The 21,012-nt window shown below is 68.2% G+C and carries 18 protein-coding genes and 2 riboswitches; of the genes, 9 read left to right on the top strand and 9 right to left on the bottom strand.

Annotated features, from left to right (window positions below; all coding sequences use genetic code 11):
* The first annotated feature begins 2 nt into the window (after positions 1 to 2).
* From ABQF13_RS17290 to ABQF13_RS17250, 9 genes are all read left to right on the top strand, one after another.
* The gene (locus tag ABQF13_RS17290) at positions 3 to 335 is read left to right on the top strand and encodes a small basic family protein (protein ID WP_069404734.1); all 333 of its coding nucleotides are present in this window, start codon (positions 3 to 5) and stop codon (positions 333 to 335) included.
* Between the two features lie 3 nt (positions 336 to 338).
* A complete protein-coding gene (locus tag ABQF13_RS17285) occupies positions 339 to 1,169 on the top strand; it encodes a DUF881 domain-containing protein (protein WP_448393994.1) in 831 nt (276 codons plus the stop codon).
* Positions 1,170 to 1,202: 33 nt separating this feature from the next.
* Positions 1,203 to 1,598, top strand: a complete 396-nt coding sequence (gene gcvH / locus ABQF13_RS17280) for a glycine cleavage system protein GcvH (protein WP_448393993.1) — start codon at positions 1,203 to 1,205, stop codon at positions 1,596 to 1,598.
* 154 nt (positions 1,599 to 1,752) lie between these two features.
* The gene (garA, locus tag ABQF13_RS17275) at positions 1,753 to 2,232 is read left to right on the top strand and encodes a glycogen accumulation regulator GarA (protein WP_448393992.1); all 480 of its coding nucleotides are present in this window, start codon (positions 1,753 to 1,755) and stop codon (positions 2,230 to 2,232) included.
* Complete coding sequence (ftsR, locus tag ABQF13_RS17270) at positions 2,233 to 2,991, top strand: transcriptional regulator FtsR (protein ID WP_448393991.1); 759 nt, start codon at positions 2,233 to 2,235, stop codon at positions 2,989 to 2,991.
* Between the two features lie 48 nt (positions 2,992 to 3,039).
* Positions 3,040 to 3,534, top strand: a complete 495-nt coding sequence (locus ABQF13_RS17265; RefSeq protein ID WP_448393990.1) for a bifunctional nuclease family protein — start codon at positions 3,040 to 3,042, stop codon at positions 3,532 to 3,534.
* A gap of 234 nt (positions 3,535 to 3,768) precedes the next feature.
* Positions 3,769 to 4,392 (top strand): MerR family transcriptional regulator, encoded by a 624-nt coding sequence (locus ABQF13_RS17260; RefSeq protein WP_448394086.1) that lies wholly within the window; start codon positions 3,769 to 3,771, stop codon positions 4,390 to 4,392.
* A gap of 55 nt (positions 4,393 to 4,447) precedes the next feature.
* Positions 4,448 to 4,546, top strand: a riboswitch (glycine riboswitch).
* Positions 4,547 to 4,658, top strand: a riboswitch (glycine riboswitch).
* Between the two features lie 54 nt (positions 4,659 to 4,712).
* Positions 4,713 to 7,559 carry an aminomethyl-transferring glycine dehydrogenase gene (gene gcvP / locus ABQF13_RS17255; RefSeq protein ID WP_448393989.1) on the top strand — a complete coding sequence of 949 codons (2,847 nt, stop codon included), beginning with the start codon at positions 4,713 to 4,715 and terminating at the stop codon, positions 7,557 to 7,559.
* 90 nt (positions 7,560 to 7,649) lie between these two features.
* Entirely contained in the window at positions 7,650 to 8,522 is an 873-nt protein-coding gene (locus ABQF13_RS17250) for an alpha/beta fold hydrolase (RefSeq protein WP_448393988.1), read from the top strand.
* On the opposite strand, the gene ABQF13_RS17245 is transcribed toward ABQF13_RS17250, so the two are convergent.
* The 9 genes from ABQF13_RS17245 to ABQF13_RS17205 all read right to left on the bottom strand — a co-directional run bounded on the left by ABQF13_RS17245 (position 8,519) and on the right by ABQF13_RS17205 (position 20,797).
* On the bottom strand, positions 8,519 to 10,552 hold the full coding sequence (locus ABQF13_RS17245) for a substrate-binding domain-containing protein (protein ID WP_448393987.1): 2,034 nt from the start codon (positions 10,550 to 10,552) through the stop codon (positions 8,519 to 8,521). The genes ABQF13_RS17250 and ABQF13_RS17245 overlap by 4 nt on opposite strands.
* Entirely contained in the window at positions 10,539 to 12,770 is a 2,232-nt protein-coding gene (locus ABQF13_RS17240; RefSeq protein ID WP_448393986.1) for a malate synthase G, read from the bottom strand. The genes ABQF13_RS17245 and ABQF13_RS17240 overlap by 14 nt, the downstream gene beginning before the upstream one ends.
* 49 nt (positions 12,771 to 12,819) lie before the next feature.
* Complete coding sequence (locus ABQF13_RS17235; protein WP_448394085.1) at positions 12,820 to 13,704, bottom strand: 3-methyladenine DNA glycosylase; 885 nt, start codon at positions 13,702 to 13,704, stop codon at positions 12,820 to 12,822.
* 46 nt (positions 13,705 to 13,750) lie between these two features.
* Positions 13,751 to 14,803, bottom strand: coding sequence for a hemolysin family protein (locus ABQF13_RS17230; protein ID WP_448393985.1), 1,053 nt, complete (start codon positions 14,801 to 14,803; stop codon positions 13,751 to 13,753).
* A complete protein-coding gene (locus ABQF13_RS17225) occupies positions 14,800 to 16,161 on the bottom strand; it encodes a hemolysin family protein (RefSeq protein ID WP_448393984.1) in 1,362 nt (453 codons plus the stop codon). Before ABQF13_RS17225 ends, ABQF13_RS17230 begins: the two co-directional genes overlap by 4 nt.
* A 190-nt stretch (positions 16,162 to 16,351) precedes the next feature.
* Complete coding sequence (locus ABQF13_RS17220; protein WP_448393983.1) at positions 16,352 to 17,788, bottom strand: GuaB1 family IMP dehydrogenase-related protein; 1,437 nt, start codon at positions 17,786 to 17,788, stop codon at positions 16,352 to 16,354.
* A gap of 100 nt (positions 17,789 to 17,888) precedes the next feature.
* Positions 17,889 to 19,361 carry an NADP-dependent phosphogluconate dehydrogenase gene (gene gndA, locus ABQF13_RS17215; protein WP_448393982.1) on the bottom strand — a complete coding sequence of 491 codons (1,473 nt, stop codon included), beginning with the start codon at positions 19,359 to 19,361 and terminating at the stop codon, positions 17,889 to 17,891.
* Between the two features lie 60 nt (positions 19,362 to 19,421).
* A complete protein-coding gene (locus ABQF13_RS17210) occupies positions 19,422 to 20,366 on the bottom strand; it encodes a M56 family metallopeptidase (protein ID WP_448393981.1) in 945 nt (314 codons plus the stop codon).
* A gap of 14 nt (positions 20,367 to 20,380) precedes the next feature.
* Positions 20,381 to 20,797 carry a BlaI/MecI/CopY family transcriptional regulator gene (locus ABQF13_RS17205; protein ID WP_448393980.1) on the bottom strand — a complete coding sequence of 139 codons (417 nt, stop codon included), beginning with the start codon at positions 20,795 to 20,797 and terminating at the stop codon, positions 20,381 to 20,383.
* Positions 20,798 to 21,012: the final 215 nt, after the last annotated feature.

Below are 21,012 nucleotides of genomic sequence, written 5' to 3'. Positions count from 1 at the left end.
GCATGATCGGAATCGCCGCACTCGTCATCGGCATCGTGCTCGGGTTGGTGTTTCAGCCCGACGTCCCCGAGTTCGTCCAGCCCTACCTGCCGATCGCCGTGGTGGCCGCGCTGGATGCGGTGTTCGGCGGGTTGCGCGCCTACCTCGAACGCATCTTCGACGCCAAGGTGTTCGTGGTGTCCTTCGTGTTCAACGTGCTGGTGGCCGCGCTGATCGTCTACCTCGGCGACCAACTCGGGGTGGGCACCCAGCTGTCCACGGCGATCATCGTGGTGCTCGGGATACGGATCTTCGGTAACGCCGCCGCATTGCGGCGCAGATTGTTCGGGGCGTAGTCCATGAACCAGCATCCACCGGAGCACACGCCGGAGCCAGACCGCCCCGACGACACCGCAATTCGCGCCGGGGGCAAACACCAGTTGCCGCCCGACGAACCGTCGCAACCGGTCGACGGCGCACGGCGGCGGCGATCACAAGTGGTGTTCGGCACATTGGCGGTGTTGTTGTGTCTGCTGCTCGGCGTCGCGATCGTCACGCAGGTGCGGCAGACCGAATCCGGGGACTCCCTGGAGACCGCGCGACCGGCCGATCTGCTGGTGCTGCTCGACTCGCTGCAGCAACGTGAGGCGGCACTGAACACCGAGGTCGCCGAACTGCAGCGCACGCTGGTCGAACTGGAGGCGTCGGGCACCAGCGACCAGGCGGCCATCGAGAACGCCCAGGCCCGGCTGGCCGCGTTGTCGATCATGATCGGCACGGTGCCGGCGACCGGGCCGGGTATGACGTTGACCATCGCCGACACCGCGCCGGGCGTGCCCGCCGAGACGCTGCTGGACGTCATCAACGAACTGCGCAACGCCGGCGCCGAGGCCATGGAGATCCAGGGGCGAGGGGACTCCCAACAAACCTCAGTGCGGGTGGGTGTCGACACCTGGGTGGCGGGCGCACCCGGCGCGCTGGTCATCGACAACGTCACCTTGCACCCGCCGTATACGGTTGTGGCGATTGGTGATCCGCCGACGTTGGCGGCGGCGATGAACATTCCGGGCGGCGCGAAGGACAGCATCGAGCGGGTGGGCGGCACCACGACGGTGCAGCAGGCCGACCGGGTCGATGTGACCGCCTTGCGGCAACCGAAACCCCGCCAATACGCTCAGCCGGTTAAATGAGGTCAAGGCAGTGAGTGAAAAATTAGGAGCGCAGTGAGCGATATCCCAGCCGACCTGAAGTACACCGAGGAACACGAGTGGGTGCTGCGCACCGGCGACGACACCGTGCGCGTCGGCATCACCGACTACGCCCAGTCCGCGCTGGGTGATGTGGTGTTCGTGCAGCTGCCCGACGTCGGTGCCGACGTGACCGCGGGCGAGTCCTTCGGCGAGGTGGAGTCGACCAAGTCGGTTTCGGATCTCTACGCCCCGGTCAGCGCGAAAGTCGTTGCCGTCAACGGCGATCTGGAGGGTAATCCGCAGCTGGTCAACTCCGACCCCTACGGTGAGGGCTGGCTGGTCGACCTGCAGGTGGACCCGTCGGCGGCAGAGGACGCACTGGGCGGGCTTCTTGATGCCGACGGCTACCGCGCCGCAGTGACCGAATGACGGTTGTTAGGGTTTTGCACACCGGACGTCGATCTCGCGGCGGATCCGGCGGTGGTGGGCACAATGACGTCTACTGCGCGGTACGGTCGATATCAGACGCACTACGGCTGGGGCTCGGCCCTGTATCGCCACAGCAGCCAGTAAGGAGCAGCGGGTGACGGATAAGGACAAGAACTCTGGGGCTGATCAGGCGTCTGACGAAGTCACCGTGGAAACGACATCGGTCTTCCGCGCCGACTTCCTCAACGAACTGGACGCCCCGGCGGCGGCCGGCGCCGAGGGTGCCGTCTCCGGTGTCGAGGGCTTGCCCGTCGGCTCGGCGTTGCTCGTCGTCAAACGCGGACCCAACGCCGGCTCGCGGTTCCTGCTCGACCAGCCCACGACCTCCGCGGGCCGCCACCCCGACAGCGACATCTTCCTCGACGACGTCACGGTGAGCCGCCGCCACGCCGAGTTCCGGTTGGAAAGCGGCGAGTTCCAGGTCGTCGACGTCGGCAGCCTCAACGGCACCTACGTCAACCGCGAACCGGTGGACTCCGCGGTGCTGGCCAACGGTGACGAGGTCCAGATCGGCAAGTTCCGGCTGGTCTTCCTCACCGGTCCCAAGAGCGACGACAGCGGCCCAGGCACCTAAGTGACGGCGCCCGACACTCCCGCGCTCACTGGGATGTCGATCGGAGCGGTCCTTGATCTGCTGCGACCGGACTTCCCGGACGTGACGATTTCCAAGATCCGGTTCTTGGAGGCCGAAGGGCTGGTCACCCCAGAGCGCACCGCGTCGGGTTATCGCCGGTTCACCGCCTACGACTGCGCTCGCCTGCGGTTCATCCTGACCGCCCAGCGGGACCAGTACCTGCCGTTGAAGGTCATCAAGGCCCAGCTCGACGCGCAGCCCGACGGTGAGCTGCCCCCGCAGATCGGATCTGCTTACGGCGTACCGCGTTTGGTGCCGGTGTCCGGCGACGACGCGACCGACCTGTCGGCCGCGCACGTCAGCACCGCGGCCTCGGTGGCCCCGACGCAGGTGCGGTTGTCGCGGGAGGATCTGTTGTCGCGTTCGGGTGTGGACGAGGAAATGTTGACCGCCTTGGTGAAGTCCGGCGTGATCACCACCGGACCCGCCGGCTTCTTCGACGAACATTCGGTGGTGATCGCCCAGTGCGCCCATGCCCTGGCCGAATACGGCGTGGAACCGCGCCATCTGCGGGCGTTCCGCTCGGCGGCCGACCGCCAGTCCGACCTGATCGCCCAGATCGCCGGGCCGGTGGCCAAGGCGGGTAAGGCGGGCGCGCGGGAGCGCGGCGACGATCTCGCCCGCGAGGTGGCCGCGCTGGCGATCATGCTGCACACGTCGCTGATCAAGTCGGCTGTACGCGACGTTCTGGATCGCTGAGGATTAGACTCGTTTTGGACGGCTTCTTGGTGCGGAAGGCAGGCACAGATGGGTGAGGTGCGTGTGGTCGGCATTCGCGTGGAGCAGCCACAGAACCAGCCGGTTTTGCTGCTCCGCGAATCGAACGGTGACCGCTATCTGCCGATCTGGATCGGCCAGTCAGAGGCGGCGGCGATCGCGCTCGAGCAGCAGGGCGTGGAACCGGCCCGGCCGCTGACCCACGATCTGATCCGAGATCTCATTGGTGCGCTTGGCCATTCGCTCAAAGAAGTGCGGATCGTCGACCTGCAGGAAGGCACGTTCTACGCGGACCTGATCTTCGACCGGGATATCAAGGTGTCGGCGCGGCCGTCGGACTCGGTGGCGATCGCGTTGCGCGTCGGTGTGCCGATATACGTCGAGGAGGCGGTGCTTGCCGAGGCCGGGCTACTGATTCCCGACGAGAGCGACGACGAAGCGGCCGGCGCGGTCCGCGAGGACGAGGTCGAGAAGTTCAAGGAGTTTCTCGACAGCGTGTCACCCGACGACTTCAAGGCGACCTAGACGCCGACTGGCGGGTGCGCCCACGACGTTTGTCACGGTAGCGTCTCGTCGCCGTCGACACGCGGTGCGGGTTTCCGGCTGGCGGCAAGCGGGCAGCCATACTTTGACGTGCCGGACCACTGATGGGCAGTCGCGGGCCCGGCGAAAAGCGTATGCTCGACACACTCGGGCTCGGCAAATGTGCGCCCCATGCGGGACTACGGAGCCGGTTCGATCGGCGAGAGGATTTCGGAAGTGGGAGACACGCCACGTCAAGAGCAGCTGGACCTGACCTCTGCTAGCGGCCCCGCGGAATCGGAAGTGACGGCACCCAGCGAGCCCGTGCAGGCAGGACTTTTCCCGGACGACTCCGTACCCGACGAACTGGTCGGCTACCGCGGGCCCAGCGCCTGCCAGATTGCCGGCATCACCTACCGCCAGCTGGACTACTGGGCACGCACCTCGCTGGTCGTGCCGTCGATCCGCAGCGCGGCGGGTTCGGGCAGCCAACGGCTGTACTCGTTCAAGGACATCCTGGTCCTCAAGATCGTCAAACGGCTGCTCGACACCGGCATCTCGCTGCACAACATCCGCGTCGCCGTCGACCATCTGCGCCAGCGCGGCGTGCGGGATCTGGCCAACATCACGCTGTTTTCCGACGGCACCACGGTTTACGAGTGCACGTCGGCCGAAGAAGTCGTCGACCTGCTGCAGGGCGGCCAAGGGGTGTTCGGCATCGCCGTCTCCGGTGCGATGCGCGAGCTGACCGGTGCGATCGCCGATTTCCCGGGCGAGCGCGCCGACGGCGGCGAGTCCATCGCCGCCCCCGAGGACGAGCTGGCGTCGCGGCGCAAGCACCGCGACCGCAAGATCGGCTGACGTTCCGCCGCTAGTCCGCCGCCCCAGGGCCGTCGCGGTAAACTCGTCACCGCATCGCCCTTGTGCGGGAGAGTTCCGTGGCAACCAGCCACGGACGCCGAAGGAGCAATACCTCTCCGTCAACCTCTCAGGCACCCAGGACCGCACGAGACCCCGATGCCTCTGGAAAGCGGTGAGCGCGCGCCCACCCGCCCATGGGGAAAGGTGTTGTCCCGATTTGTCGGAGCGGCGCCGAATCTCTCAGGCACCCGGACCGGGTTGACGACAGAGGGAGAGGAACCCAGCGGTTCTCAACCTTCATGTGTCTGGAGTACTCGCCAGTGTTCGATCATCACCAGCCCACCTTCGCCGACCGCCATATCGGCCCCGACGCCGACGAGGTCGCGACCATACTCGAGACCATCGGCGTGGCGTCCCTCGACGAACTCGCCGACAAGGCAGTGCCCGGCGGGATCCTCGACGCGGTCGCCTCCGACGGGCGCGCGCCCGGGCTGGATCAGCTGATGCCGGCCGCCACCGAGGATGAGGCGCTCGCCGAACTGCGCACGATGGCCGACACCAACACCGTCGCGGTGTCGATGATCGGGCAGGGCTACTTCGACACGCTGACACCGCCGGTCTTGCGGCGCAACATCATTGAAAACCCGGCCTGGTACACCGCCTATACGCCGTACCAGCCCGAGATCAGCCAGGGCCGGCTGGAGGCGCTGCTGAACTTCCAGACCATGGTCACCGACCTCACCGGCCTGGAGGTGGCCAATGCGTCGATGCTCGACGAGGGCACCGCGGCCGCGGAGGCGATGACGCTGATGCACCGGGCGGTCAAGGGCCCGTCGAACCGGCTGGCCGTGGACGTCGACGTGTACCGCCAGACCGCCGCGGTGCTGGCCACCCGCGCCGAGCCGCTCGGTATCCAGATCGTCACCGCCGACCTGCGCCAGGGGCTGCCCGACGGCGAGTTCTTCGGCGTGATCACGCAGCTGCCCGGCGCCAGCGGCGCCGTCGTCGACTGGACCGAGTTGGTGGTGCAGGCCCACGAGCGGGGCGCGCTGGTCGCGATCGGCGCCGACCTGCTGGCGCTGACCTTGCTCACCCCGCCCGGTGAGCTCGGCGCCGACGTCGCGTTCGGCACCACGCAACGGTTCGGGGTTCCGATGGGCTTCGGCGGCCCGCACGCCGGCTACCTGGCCGTGCGCAGCAAGCAGGCCCGCCAGCTGCCCGGCCGGCTGGTCGGGGTGTCCGTGGACGCCGACGGGTCGCCGGCCTACCGGCTGGCGCTGCAAACCCGCGAACAGCACATCCGCCGGGACAAGGCGACAAGCAACATCTGCACCGCGCAGGTGCTGCTGGCGGTGCTGGCCGCGATGTATGCCAGCTATCACGGCGCCGACGGGCTGACCGGCATCGCCCGCCGGGTGCACGACCGGGCCCGCGCGCTGGCCGCCGGGCTCGCCGCCGCCGACGTCGAAGTGGTGCACGACGCATTCTTCGACACGGTGCTGGCCCGGGTGCCCGGCCGTGCCACCGAGATCCGCGACAAGGCCAAGGCCCGCGGTATCAACGTGTGGCGCGTCGACGACGACCACGTGTCGGTGGCCTGCGACGAGGCCACCACCGCGTCGCACCTGGATGCGGTGCTGTCGGCGTTCGGCGCCGCCCCGGCGCAGGCAGCGTTCGACGGTCCGTCGATCGCGTCGCGCACGTCGGCGTTTCTGACCCATCCGGCGTTCACCCGCTACCGCACCGAAACCGAGATGATGCGTTACCTGCGGTCGCTGGCGGATAAAGATATCGCGTTGGACCGCAGCATGATTCCGCTCGGATCATGCACCATGAAGCTCAACGCGGCCGCGGAGATGGAGCCGATCACCTGGCCGGAGTTCGGCCGTCAGCATCCGTTCGCGCCGGCCGCCGACACGCCCGGGTTGCGCAAGCTGATCGCCGACCTGGAGCGGTGGTTGACCGACATCACCGGCTATGACGCGGTGTCGCTGCAGCCCAACGCCGGCTCGCAGGGGGAGTACGCCGGTCTGCTGGCGATCCAGGCCTACCACGCCGAACGCGGCGAGGCGAAGCGCGACGTCTGCCTGATCCCGTCGAGCGCGCACGGCACCAACGCGGCGTCGGCGGCGCTGGCGGGGATGCGGGTCGTGGTGGTGGGCTGCCGCGACAACGGTGACGTCGACCTCGACGATCTGCGCGCCAAGGTGTCCGAGCATGCAGACCGGTTGTCGGCGTTGATGATCACCTACCCGTCGACGCACGGGGTGTACGAACACGACATCACCGACATCTGCGCGGCCGTGCATGACGCCGGCGGTCAGGTGTACGTCGACGGCGCCAACCTCAACGCGCTGGTCGGGTTGGCCCGACCCGGCCGGTTCGGCGGCGACGTCAGCCACCTCAACCTGCACAAGACGTTCTGCATCCCCCACGGTGGCGGTGGGCCGGGCGTCGGCCCGGTCGCGGTGCGCTCACATCTGGCCAAGTACCTGCCCGGTCACCCGCTGGCCGATGACCTACCCGATGCGCACACCGTGTCGGCGGCGCCGTACGGATCGGCATCGATTTTGCCGATCACCTGGGCCTACGTCCGGATGATGGGCGCGGTCGGGTTGCGGGCGGCCTCGCTGACGGCGATCGCCGCCGCCAACTACATCGCCCGCCGCCTCGACGAGTACTACCCGGTGCTCTATACCGGCAAGAACGGCATGGTCGCCCACGAGTGCATCCTGGATTTGCGCGCGATCACCAAGCAGACCGGCGTCACCGTCGACGATGTGGCAAAACGGTTGGCCGACTACGGTTTCCACGCCCCCACCATGAGTTTCCCGGTGGCGGGCACGCTGATGGTCGAACCGACCGAAAGCGAGAGCCTGGCCGAGATCGACACGTTCTGCGAGGCGATGATCGCGATCCGCGCAGAGATCGACAACGTCGGCAACGGCACCTGGGCTGCCGACGACAACCCGCTGCGCAATGCCCCGCACACCGCGGAGTGCCTGCTCGTCGAACAGTGGGACCATCCCTACACCCGCGAGCAGGCCGCCTACCCGCTCGGCAAGAACTACCGGCCCAAGGTGTGGCCGCCGGTGCGCCGCATCGACGGCGCGTACGGGGACCGCAACCTGATGTGCTCGTGCCCGCCGGTCGAAGCGTTCGCGTAACGCATCTCTGGCGCCGAGTGTGTGCTCGATACACGCTCCGGGCGCAAAAAGCGTGTTGGTAATCCACGTTCGGCGACTAGGGTCGCTGGGGTGCTTCCCCCTGACGTGACCGCGTGGCGCGACGCCGGCCGCCGGATACCCACGCCGTCCGGTGAGGTCTTCGTGCGGTCGTCACCCGGCGACGGCCCGACCGTGCTGATGCTGCACGGCTACCCGTCGAGCAGCTACGACTACCGGCAGGTGGTCCCGCACCTGCACGGCAGGGCGTGGCTGACGCTGGACTTCCTGGGTTTCGGCCTTTCGGACAAACCACGCCCGCACCGCTACAGCCTGCTGGAGCAGGCCGATATCGTGCAGACGGTCGTCGCCGAGGCCGACGCGGGCCCGGTGGTTCTGATCGCCCACGATATGGGGACGTCGGTGGCCACTGAGCTGCTGGCCCGAGATCTGCAGGGCCGGTTGCCGTTTGACCTACAGCGGGCGGTGCTGAGCAACGGCAGCGTGATCCTGGACCGGGCCAGCCTGCGGCCCAGCCAGAAGGTGCTGCGCGGTCCGCTCGGCCCGCTGCTGGCCCGGCTGGTCATCCGCCGCAGGTTCATCCGCGGGTTCGGCAAGCTGTTCAGCGACGGCCATCCGCTCTCGGCTGCCGAAGCCGAGGCGCAGTGGGCGCTGTTGGCCCACAACGACGGTCACCGCATCGCGCACCTGTTGATCGCCTATCTCGACGAGCGGGTGCGCTACGCCGAGCGCTGGCACGGCGCGGTCCGCGACTGGCCCAAGACTCTGAGCTTCCTGTGGGCGCTCGACGACATCGTCGCAACCACGAACGTGCTCGACGGCCTGCGCGAGTTGCGGCCCGCCGCAGAGGTGGTCGAACTTCCCGGCGTCGGGCACTACCCGCAGGTGGAGGTGCCGGACGTGTTCGCCAGGTCGGCGCTGAGCCTGTTGTCGGCCTCGGCCTAACCGAGCATGTCCGCGATGGCCGCGTTCAGTTCCGGAGCGGTTGAGCTCTCCAGGTTCTGATAGGTGCCGCCGGTGATCTGCGCGACGGCCTCCCACGTCTCGCGGTCGGAGTCGGCGCCGAAGTCGATGACGTTGACCGCAACCGGACGTGCCGGATCGAACGCCCCGCGGATGTACTGCTGCAGGCCCGGCCCGTCCAGGGTCCTGTCGGTGTGTGGTCCGGTGGTGATGACCAGCACCGAGTTAGGTTGTCCCGCACGGTAATTAGCCGACGAATCCGTGTAGACCAGGCGCAGCGTGGTGAACGACACCGCGCCTCCGCCGGACGCCGACTGCGAGTCGAGCGCCGCGCTCAGCGCCGCCGAGCGCGGTTGGCCGTCGACCGGATCGGTCAGCGTCCCGGTGCTCACCACCGAGCGACCCGCGGTGCCGTCGAAGGTCCACAGCCCGACCGCCGATGTCTGGGGCAGCGCCTGCAGCCGTGCCTGCAACGCGGCCACCACGTTGGCCAGCCGCGATCGGCCGCCTTCGTCGGTCGGCATCGACTGGTCCAGCATGATCGTCACGGCGGGGTTGGCCGCGGGCGCGGTCAACGTGGCGGCCAGGGCAGCACGAGCGGCGTCGTCGCCCAGCGACAGCGGCTCAGCGAGCGGCGGGAAGTCGAGCACGTCGCTCTCTGGCATCGTCTGCTCCCCGGCGCGGAACCCGGCCTCGGCGAACTGCGCGAGCTGCTCGGGTTTGCGCATGTACCGGGCGAATTCGCTGGCCGCCCTGATCTGTTCCTGACTCAGCCAGTCACCCGACAGCAGCACGGTCGGATAGTCGGCCACCGCGGGCGGGCCCGGCGGCAGCCACGACGCCACCGTCTGGGCCGCGTTCTGCATCTCGGCGGTGCGCTGGTAGAGCTGCTGCTCGGTGGTGACGACGGCATGCACGGGCGCCGACGCCGGATCCGGGGCGTTCAGCAGCGCGTCCATGGCGGTCGACGCCGTGTTGTCGGCCAACTTCGGTTGGCCGCCCACCAGGGTGTTCACGGTGCCCGCGCCGGCGCTCGGCGACGCACCGTCGGGAGCCGACGCCGCGGCCACCGCCTCGGCGGCCAGATACGACGCATCGGCGTCGCCACTCAGCGGCAGCGCGAGCCGCAGCGAACCCCAGCCCGGCAAGTTCAACTCGTCCAGCGCGGTCGGGTTGGTCTGCAGACTCGGCAGCGTGCCCCAGTTCTGCTGCGCCAGCGCGGGTTTGAGCTGCGGGTGGACCGCAAGCAGCACGGGGGAGCTGACCAGTGTCCGGCTGTCGCTGATGATCTGCGGGCCGGCCCCGGCCTCCAGACGGGCGTGCGCGACCGAGCTGGCGGGTACCCACAGCGCGGGGCGCTCACCGAGTTCGTCGGGCCAGGTGCCGGTGAAGCCGTCGACCACCTGATCAGAACCGGCCGCCGTGACGCCGACCTCGACGCAGCGGTCGCCGACTGGGGCCGCGGTTTCGTTGTAGCTGTCGGCCAACGCCTGGATCTGCTCGGAAATGGACGGGTCGGCGACCACGGCAACGGCCAGTTCACCGTCCACGCACCGGGCGGCGGCCACGTCGCTGCGCGACGACAGCGCGTCGCCGAAGAACCGCCACAGGATCACGGCGCCTACCAGCACCACCACCGCCACCAGCGCGACGATGACGCCGACGCTGACCCCGCGCCGTTTCGCCGTTATCGCGCGGTGGCTACCGGTCCACTCGCCGCCTTCCCAGTCACCGCTGTGCTGCGGGCCCGAGCGGCCGGGTCCGCGCGGCGGTGGCGTCGCGCCGGCGGCGCCGGCATCCGGTTCAGGCTGCTCGGGTTCGGCGACGTCATCGCCGCGGTAGCCGGGCAGGTCGCCGCCGGGCTCACCGTATTGCGGTGTGCCGTACGCGGGGGTCCGGTATTCCGGCTCGTCCCGAAACGACCCGAAGCGTTCGGTCAGAGATTCCGAAGACTCCGGAGCCTGCTCGTCGCCTGCCGAGTCCTCGGGATCCGGAAGGCTATGCCTGCCCACTTGCAGCCTTGTACTCGCGGCGTCGGCGGTGCAGGATCGGCTCGGTGTAGCCGTTCGGTTGCTCAGCGCCGGAGAGGATCAACTCTTGGGCGGCCAGGAACGCGATGTTGTTGTCGGGATCCGGTGCCATTGGCCGGTACTTGTCGTCGCCCTCGTTCTGCTTGTCGACAACGGCGGCCATCCGCCGCAGACTGGCCTTCACGTCCTCTTCGGTGATCACCCCGTGACGCAACCAGTTCGTCAGCAGCTGGCTTGAAATACGTAGCGTGGCACGGTCTTCCATCAACGCGACGTTGTGGATGTCGGGCACCTTCGACGAGCCCACGCCCTGATCGATCCAGCGCACCACGTAACCGAGGATCGATTGGCAGTTGTTGTCGACCTCCTCGCGGATCTCCTCCGGCGCCCAGGCCAATTCCTTGGCCAGCGGAATGGTGAGGAGCTGGTCGATGGTCGCACGACGCTTGCCAGCCAGGTCTTTCTGCACCGCGGCGACGTCGACCTGGTGGTAGTGCATCGCGTGCAGGGTCGCCGCGGTGGGCGACGGCACCCACGCGGTGTTCGCACCGGCCCTGGGTTGGCCGATCTTCTGCTCGACCATGTCGGCCATCAGATCGGTCATCGCCCACATGCCCTTGCCGATCTGGGCGCGACCGACGAAACCGGCCGCCAGACCGACGTCGACGTTGTTGTCCTCGTAGCCCAAAATCCACGGCTGGGTCTTCATCTGACCCTTGCGGATCATCGGACCCGCCTCCATCGAGGTGTGGATTTCGTCGCCGGTGCGGTCGAGGAATCCGGTGTTGATGAACACCACCCGCTCGGCCGCGGCCTTGATGCAGGCCTTGAGGTTGACGGTGGTGCGGCGCTCTTCGTCCATGATGCCGACCTTGAGGGTGTTCGCCGGCAGGCCGAGCACGTCTTCCACCCGGCTGAACAGATCGACGGTGAACGCGACCTCGTCGGGACCGTGCATCTTGGGCTTGACGATGTAGACCGACCCGGTGCGGCTGTTGACCATCGGGCCGTTGGCCCCATCGTTATCAGAGCCGGACTTCAGCCCGTGGATTGCGGCCAGCGAGGTGATCAACGCGTCCTGGATACCCTCGAACACCTCGTTACCGTCGCTGTCGACGATCGCGTCGTTGACCATCAGGTGTCCGACGTTGCGCACGAACAGCAGGCTGCGACCCGGCAACGTCAGTTCGCCGTCACCGTCGGGGGTGCGGTAGGTGCGGTCCTCGTTGAGCACGCGCGTGAACGTGGTGCCGTCCTTACTGACCTCGGCGGACAGGTCGCCCTTCATCAGGCCCAGCCAATTGCGGTAGGCGGCCGTCTTGTCCTCCGCGTCGACGGCGGACACCGCATCCTCGAAGTCGATGATCGTGGTGACAGCCGATTCCAGCACGACATCCTTGATCCCGGCCCGATCCGTTGAGCCGATGGGGGAGTCGGGGTCGACGAGGATCTCGATGTGCAGACCGTGGTTGCGCAGCAGCACCGACCACTGTGCTGCACCGAGGTCGCCGGTGTACCCGACGAACTGCTCCGGGGCGGCCAGCGCCGTGGACCGGTCCTCGCCGAGCGCGACGACCAGCTGCCCGTCCTCGATGCGCAGGGCGGTGATGTCGGCCCAGCCGCCGTCGTCCAGCGGAACGGCCTCGTCGAGGAAACCGCGGGCGTAGGCGATGACCTTGTCGCCGCGAACTGGGTTATATCCGCCGCCGGACCCGGATTCCTGTCCGGCCCCGTCTTCCTCGGAGATCACGTCCGTGCCGTACAACGCGTCGTAGAGCGAACCCCACCGGGCGTTGGCGGCGTTCAGCGCGAACCGAGCGTTGGTGACCGGCACCACCAGCTGCGGGCCGGCGGTGGTGGTGATCTCGTCGTCCACCCCGGAGGTGGCGATGGTGAAGTCGTCCGGCTCGGGCAGCAGGTAACCGATCTCGGTCAAGAACCGTTGGTAGGCCTCTTTGAACTCCGGCGTGTCGATTGGATCGATGACCCGCTGCCGGTGCCACTTGTCGAGCTGCGCCTGAAGTTCGTCGCGGCGGTCCAGCAGCTGCCGGTTGCGCGGAGTCAGCTCGCCGACGACCTTGTCCACGCCCGACCAGAAGGTGTCGGGGTCGATATCGGTGCCCGGTAGCGCCTCGTTGTTGATGAAGTCGTACAACACCTGGGCGACGCGAAGGTTTCCCACCGTCACGCGATCGGTCATCTTTCCTCCCTTGAGCTGTCGCTCCAGCTTACCCACCGGTAGCTGGGGTTTATCCGCCAGCGCCAGCGCCGCCTGGTTCACGGCTGGCCGAGGCGAGAAGTCGGTCGCACCGATCGGCGAGGGCGGCGCGTAGCGGCGCAGCCCGGTCGGCAACGTTCTGCTGGATCCGTACGTATTCGGCCCGACCGGCCGGTGTCTCGATCTCGATCGGAGTGAATCCGTATTCGCGGAGATCATAGGGGCTGGCCCGCATGTCCAGTTCACGGGCATCGGCGGCCAACTCCAGGCAGTCCATCACCAGCTCGGAGTTCACCAGCGGACCCAGCTTGAACGACCACTTGTAGCAGTCCATCGCCGCGTGCAGACAGCCCGGTTGTTCGGCGCCGATCTGGCCGTCGCGGGTGAGGCGCTCGGTGTTGCGCCGGGCGGCCGGTTCGGTGAAGAACCGGAACGCGTCGAAGTGACTGCAGCGCAACGGCATCGACTCGACCACCGCATCGGTGCCCGCGGCGCCGAGCCGCAGCGGAACCTGCGGGTGGCGCACCGTCGGCGCTCGGTACACCATCGCCCACTCGTGCAGCCCGAAGCAGTTCAGCCGCGCGGGGCGGGCGGCGGTGGCGCGCAGCAACCGGGCGATGAAACCGACGGTGTCGAGGCGGGCAGCCAGGTAGTCGCGGGTGACGGTGACGCCGCCGTCGGTCCGGGCGTATCCGGTGCGGCCCACGTAGCGCTGCGCGGCGGCACCGGTCAGCACGGCGCCGAACCCGGGATGCCAGGTCCGCAACTGCCGCGGCCGCATGCTGTAGTAGCTGAACAGGAAATCCCAGACGGGGTGGGGTTGGTCGGGTGACGAGCGGTATCTGCGCAGAAAGTCGTCGACGCGCCGGCGGTGCGCGCGGGCGCGGGTGGTCCAGTCCGGCGCGACATCAGACACCGTCGAGCGGAGCCCGACATCAGACACCGTCGTGCGGAGCCCGACCTCAAACACGGTGCGTCCCGTCGCGCACGGTGCCCACCAGGTCCTCGACCAGGTCTTCGAGCGCCACCATCGCCGATACGGTGCCGTCGCGCTCGGTGACCAGCGCCAGGTGCGCGTTGCGGCGGCGCAGCCGGGACAGCCCGTCGGGCAGCGGCAGCGACGCCGGCACCCGCGGCAGCGGACGCACCATCGCCGAGTCCAGCACCGCGTCGGGGTCGTTGACCAGCGGCAACACATCTTTGATGTGCAGGTAGCCGAGGTAATTGCCGTTGGTGTCGGTGATCGGGAACCGTGAGTAGCCGGTTTCGGCCAGCGCGTCCTCGATGGCGCCGACGGTCGGTCCGGCGCCTTCGCGGGCCACCGGGACGGCCCGAATTTCGCGCAGCGGCACGGCGACGTCGTTGACCACGCGGTTGCGGATCTGCAGGGCGCGGGTCAGCCGGGTGTGTTCCTCGGGGTCGAGCAGTCCCTCTGATACCGACTCGGCGATCATCTCGGACAGCTCGACCGTGGAGACGGTGACGTCGAGTTCGTCCTTGGGCTGGATACGAAACGCGCGCAACGTCATGTTGGCGCACCAGTTGTAGAAGGCGATCAGGGGTTTGGCCATCCGGATCCACACCAGGTAGGTGGGGATCAGCAGCATCGCGGTGGTCTCCGGACCTGCGATCGCGATGTTCTTCGGCACCATCTCGCCCAGCAACACGTGCAGGGTGACCACGACCGCGAGCGCGACGAAAAACGACACCGTGTGCAGCACCGCGTCGGGGATGCCGATCAAGCCGAACGGTTTCTCCAGCAGGTGCGCGACGGCGGGCTCGCCGACGCGGCCCAACAGGATCGAGCAGATCGTGATGCCGAGCTGCGAGCCGGCCAGCATCAGCGACAGGTTCTCGTTGGCCCGAATGACGGTGACCGCGCTCTTCTTGCCGTTCTCGGCGAGCGCTTCGAGCCGGTCGCGGCGCGCCGAGATCAGCGCGAACTCCGACGCGACGAAAAACGCGTTCAGGCCCAGCAACAGGATGGTCAGCAGCACCCCGAACAGATCGTTCATCGGTTCTCCCCGCTGTCGCTGCGGCGGCCCAGCTCGGTCAGCTCGAGCAGGTCGATGCGCCGCCCGTCCATCCGCACGACGGTGGCCAGCCAGTACACCGGGTCCTCCACGACGTTGTCGGGATCGAACGCCGTGAGCTCGACCGATTCACCCTCGTCGGGGATGTGGCCGAGCCGTTCGAGCACCAGCCCGCCGATCGTCTCGTAGTCGCCTTCGGGGGCGCGGAAGTTCGTCGCGCCGGCGACCTCGTCGATGCGCAGCAGTCCCGACACCCGCCAGCCGCGTCCGGCGGGCACCACGTTGGGCGCTTCGACGTCGTGCTCATCGCGGACGTCGCCGACGATCTCCTCGATCAGGTCCTCGACGGTGACCATGCCCGCGGTGCCGCCGTACTCGTCGACCACCAGTGCGGTCTGCAGGCCGTTGGCGCGGATCTGAGTCATCACCGCGTCACCGTCGAGCGTCGACGGCACTTTGGCGACCGGTAACACCAACGCCGCCAGGCGGGTGGTGGCGCGTGCGTCCATCGGCACCTCGAAGACCTGTTTGACGTGGGCGATGCCGATGGTCTCGTCGAGGTCGCCCCGGATGATCGGGAACCGGGAGAAGCCGGTTTTGATCGCGACGTCGACCAGGTCGGCAACGGTGTCGTCGGCGTCGAGCGCTTCGATCTTGGCCCGCGGCGTCATCAACTCCTCGGCGGTGCGGTCGCCGAATTGCAGGGACCGGTCCACCAGCAGGGCGGTCACCGGGTCCAGCGCGCCGCTGCGCGCGGAGTTGCGCACCAGCGACACCAATTCCTGCGCGGAACGCGCCGAGCGCAGTTCGTCGGCGGGTTCGATGCCGACCCGGCGCAGGATCCAGTTGGCGGTGCCGTTGGTGAGCCGGATCAGCGGGGTGAACAGCGCCGAGAACAGCAACTGCGGGCCCGCCGACCACCGCGCGGTCGGCACCGGCTTGGCCACGGCGAGGTTTTTGGGTACGAGTTCGCCGAACACCATCGACAGTGAGGTGGCGATGACGACGGCGAACAACAGTGAAACGCCGGGGATAAGGCGGGAGGGCACTCCGATGGCGTCGAGCCCGGGTTGGATCAGCCGGCCGACGACCGGTTCGGCCAGATAGCCGGTGGCCAGCGTGGTGATCGAGATGCCGACCTGGGCGCCGGAGAGTTGAAACGACAGCGTGCGGTGTGCGCGCCGGACCATCTGGTCGCGGCGGTCGCCGTCGCGCGCGTTGGCCTCGACGGTGCTGCGCTCCAACGCGGTCAGCGAGAACTCCGCGGCGACGAACACCGCGGTGCCCGCGGTCAGCAGGATGATCGCCGCGATCGACAGCAGCGACATCGTGAGGCTCATCGTCGCCTCGCCTCTTGGCCGCCGGGCCGCTCGCCCGGCTGGCTAGAAGAGGGCTCGGCGTCGGAAGGCTCGTGACCGGGCCGCTCGGCCGACAAGCTCACGGCCTCCACGGGTGCCTGCGGCACGGGTTCCCTTTCGAATAGACGAGTAATGAGAACTCATGGTAACCGCTGTTTCCGCCGCGGCGGAGTCACCAACCGGTGGGCAGCGGATGGCCCTCGGCGTAGCCGGCCGCGGACTGCACGCCCAGCACCACCTTGTTGTGTAGTTCGGCCAGATTGGCGGCGCCGACGTAGGTGCACGTGCTGCGCACCCCCGAGGTGATGTGGTCGAGCAGGTCCTCGACGCCGCCGCGCGACGGGTCCAGGCCCATCCGCGATGTCGAGATGCCCTCCTCGAACAACGCCTTGCGGGCCTGGTCGAACGGGCTGTCGGCGGCGGCGCGCGCTGCGACCGCCCGCTTGGACGCCATCCCGTAGCTCTCCTTGTACGGCTGGTCGTCGCGGTCGCGCATCAGGTCGCCCGGGGACTCGTAGGTGCCTGCGAACCAGGAGCCGATCATCACGTTGGACGCTCCGGCGGCCAAGGCCAGCGCCACATCGCGGGGGTGGCGAACCCCGCCGTCGGCCCAGACATGCGCGCCGAGTTCCCGTGCAGCGGCGGCACATTCGACCACCGCAGAGAACTGCGGGCGTCCGACGCCGGTCATCATCCGGGTGGTGCACATCGCACCGGGCCCGACGCCGACCTTCACGATCGACGCGCCGGCGTCGATCAAGTCGCGGGTGCCCTCGGCCGAGACCACGTTGCCCGCGGCCAGCGGCAGCCCCAACTCCAGCGATGCCACCGCCTTGATCGCGTCGAGCATCTTGACCTGGTGGCCGTGGGCGGTGTCAATGACCAGCAGGTCGACGCCGGCTTCGGCCAGGCTGCGCGCCTTGCCGCCGACGTCGCCGTTGATGCCGACCGCCGCGGCGATCCGCAGCCGGTCGGCGTCGTCGACGGCCGGTGTGTAGATGCCCGCCCGGATCGCGGCGGTGCGGGTCAGCACGCCGGCCAGGCTGCCGTCGGCGTCGGTCATCACCGCCACGTCGACGGGTGCGTGCTCGAGCAGGTCGAAGACCTTGCGCGGATCGGTGCCGACCGGTGCGGTGACGAAGTCGGAGATCGCGACGTCGCGTACCCGGGTGAACCTGTCCACCCCGACACAGTTGCCCTCGGTGACCAGGCCGATCGGGCGGCCCTCGAACGCCACGACGGCGACGCCGTGCGCGCGTTTGTGGATCAGCGCGGTCGCATCCGATACCGAGTCGTCGGGGGAGAGCACGACCGGGGTGTCCACCACCAGGTCGCGGCTCTTGACGAAGTCAACGGTCTGTTTCACCACGTTGACAGGCAGATCCTGGGGCAGCACCACCAGCCCGCCACGGCGGGCGACCGTCTCGGCCATCCGCCGCCCGGCCACCGCGGTCATGTTGGCCACCACCACCGGGATCGTCGTGCCCGAGCCGTCCGAGGTGGCCAGGTCGACGTCCATCCGCGACTGAACTTCGGAGCGGCCGGGGACGATGAAGACGTCGTCGTAGGTCAGGTCGAAGGCGGGCCGGTGGCCCTCAAGAAAGCGCATTTGTCTACGAGTCTAGTGGGCCCGTTCTCCCGGCGAGCAGACGTGAGAACCCCCAGAATGGGCCTTCGGAGGAGGTGTAGGCGGGTCCTCGAGCACCAAGTCAGGCGGGCACCTCGGTGCGGTCGCCGCTCCACAGCGTGTGGAACTTCTGGTCGCGGTCGGCGTCGATGCGTGCGTAGGTGTGGGCGCCGAAGTAGTCGCGCAGACCCTGGATCAGCGCGGCGGGCAGCCGCTCAGTGCGCAGCGCGTCGTAGTAGGACAACGCCGATGCGAACCCGGGGATCGGGATGCCCAGCTGGGTGGCGGTGACGATGACGCGCCGCCAGCTGTCGATCGCCGACTCGACCGCGCTGCGGAAGTACGGCGCCGCGATCAGCGTGGCCAGATGCGGCTCGCTGTCGTAGGCGTCCTTGATCCGGTTGAGGAACTTGGCGCGGATGATGCAGCCGCCGCGCCAGATGGTGGCCAAGTCACCGGGGGCGACGTTCCAGCCGTACTCGGCGCTGCCCGCCTGGATCTGGTTGAAGCCCTGCGCGTACGCGATGATCTTCGACGCGTACAGCGCCTGGCGCACATCCTCGGTGAATTTGCCTGCGTCACTCGGGTTTTGACCCAGGTCGCCGGAGGCCAGCCCGGTGGTGGCCTGCCGCTGGGCGACCGAACCCGACAGCGCGCGAGCGAACACCGCCTCGGCGATACCTGTCACCGGCACACCCAGGTCCAGCGCAGACTTAACCGTCCACCGGCCGGTGCCCTTCTGTTCGGCCTCGTCGACGATGACGTCGACCAGCGGCTTTTCGGTCTTGGCGTCGACCTGGCGCAGCACCTTCGCGGTGATCTCGACCAGAAAGCTGTCCAGATCACCGGAATTCCATTCGTCGAACACGTCGGCGATCTCGCCCGCCGACTTGCCCAGCCCGTCGCGCAGTAGCTGATAGGCCTCCCCGATGAGCTGCATATCGGAGTACTCGATGCCGTTGTGCACCATCTTCACGAAATGGCCTGCCCCGTCGGGGCCGATGTGGGTGCAGCACGGCACACCGTCGACGTGCGCGGAGATCTCCTCGAGCAACGGGCCCAGCGACTTGTATGACTCGGCGGGGCCACCCGGCATGATCGAGGGCCCGTTGAGCGCGCCCTCCTCACCGCCGGAGATGCCCGCGCCGACGAAGTGCAGGCCGCGCTCGCGCATGGCCTTCTCCCGCCGGATGGTGTCGGTGTAGAGCGCGTTGCCGCCGTCGATGATGATGTCGCCTTCATCCATCGCGTCCGCGAGCTCGTTGATCACGGCGTCGGTCGCTTCACCGGCCTTGACCATGATCAACACCCGGCGCGGTTTCTCCAGGGCAGCAAGGAATTCGGCGATGGTCTCGGTGCGGACGAACTTGCCGTCGGAACCGTGTTCGGCCAGCAACGCATCGGTTTTGGCGACCGAGCGGTTGTGCAGCGCGACGGTGTAGCCGTGCCGCGCGAAGTTGCGCGCGATGTTCGAGCCCATCACCGCCAGGCCGGTCACCCCGATCTGCGCGGTGCCTGTGGTGGCAGCTGGGGAGGACACGTCCGACGAGCTCATGCAGGCAGCCTTTCGTTGTTTCGCTTGGTGTAACGGAGAAACGCTACGCGACCTATCCGGCTACCCGGTGAAGAGCCGGTGCAGTTCGGTCAGCCAGGGCAGCGCCACCGCATAGGTCGGCACCACCAGCACCGCCGCGGCGGCCAGATACGCCGCGATGCTCCACGCCAGGCTGTTACCGCGGCCGCCCAGGCGGCGCACGCGAAGCAGTGTCGTCGGCCCGCCGGCGGCCAGCGCACCCGAGGGCGTGTGCCCGCCCGCGCAGGCCACCAGCGCCCGGGCCAGGGGAGTCGGGCCTGCGGTGCGCACCGCGGCGTCATCGGCCAGCATCTCGATCAGCAGCCGGACCGCGCCCAGCGCGCTGGCGCTGCGGACGAACCGCGGGAACGCGGCATGCACCGCGGTGAACATCTCCAGCACCAAGTCGTGGCGGGCCCGCAGATGCGCACGTTCATGGGACAGGATTGCGGCAAACTCGTTGTCCGCCAACGCGCTCAGCGTGCCCTCGCTGACAACCACCCGGCTGCGCACACCGGGCAGACAGTAAGCCAGCGGTTGAGCCACGCTGAGGATGCGCAGCCCGTAGCCCGCGGTCGGATGGTGACGGCATGTCTGGGATTTGCCGACCAGGTCGACGACCATGCGGTGATGTGCGCGTCGGCGCCGGGTGGCGACGGCGACCTGGAGCACGGAGACGATCAGCCGTGCCCCGATCACCAGCGTGATCGCGAAAACCACCACGTAGACGGTCCACAACGGCCAACCCAGCACGGCGATTTCGCTGACCACCGTTGCGGTCGGCCGACCGTCGGGGCCGGGTTCGAAAAGCCGGCTGGCGATGGCGATACCTGCGGAGAACGCCGAGAGCACGGCAGCGAGGGCGATCGCCTGCCACAACACGATGGCCGCCCGCGGCGCGCGCATCGGCCAGGCGGCGCGGGCCAGCATCGCAGGCACTGGTCCGGACAGGACCAGCGCCAGAACGGTGAAGGCCAGCGCGGACACGCTGTCAGTGTCTCTCAGTCAGCGCCTGAATGGCCAGCGAGCCGCGAAATGCCGTCGTTGTCTTCCAGATCGGCCAGCGCCCGGCGCAATGCCGCCGCCTCATCGGCGCCGACTCGTTCGACGAAGTGGACGAGCGCGGCCTCGCGACTTCCGGAGTCCGCGGCCTGGTCGAGTGCGTCGACCATCAACCCGGCGACCAGTTCGTCGCGGCCGTGCGTGGGTGCGTAGCGGTGAGCGCGGTCGTCGCGGTGCTGCACGACGAGGTTCTTCTTCGCAAGCCGCTGCAGCACGGTCATGATCGTGGTGTAGGCCAAATCGCGCCGCGCCGACAACGCCTCGTGGACCTGGCGCACGGTCTGGGGCTCCGGTGCGGACCACAGATGGTCCATCACCTCGCGTTCGAGGTCCCCCAGCCGCGTCAGTTTGGGCATGCGAATGTTCTCTCCTAGAGACAGTAAAGCCAGCTTACTACGGGTTTACTACGGTGTGTCGTATCCAACTGCGGAGGTTCGGAATTTATGTCCTCCCGCGCGATTTCCGACGGTGCTCACCACCGCTTCTGACCGCGCTGTGAGTCCAATCACAGGGTCTAGCCGACACTCCACGGATGACTATAGTAAGGCTAACCTAAGTTACAACGGGAGGT

Source organism: Mycolicibacterium sp. XJ879 (assembly GCF_053483935.1).
This window is presented reverse-complemented; position numbering and strand designations above follow the sequence as displayed.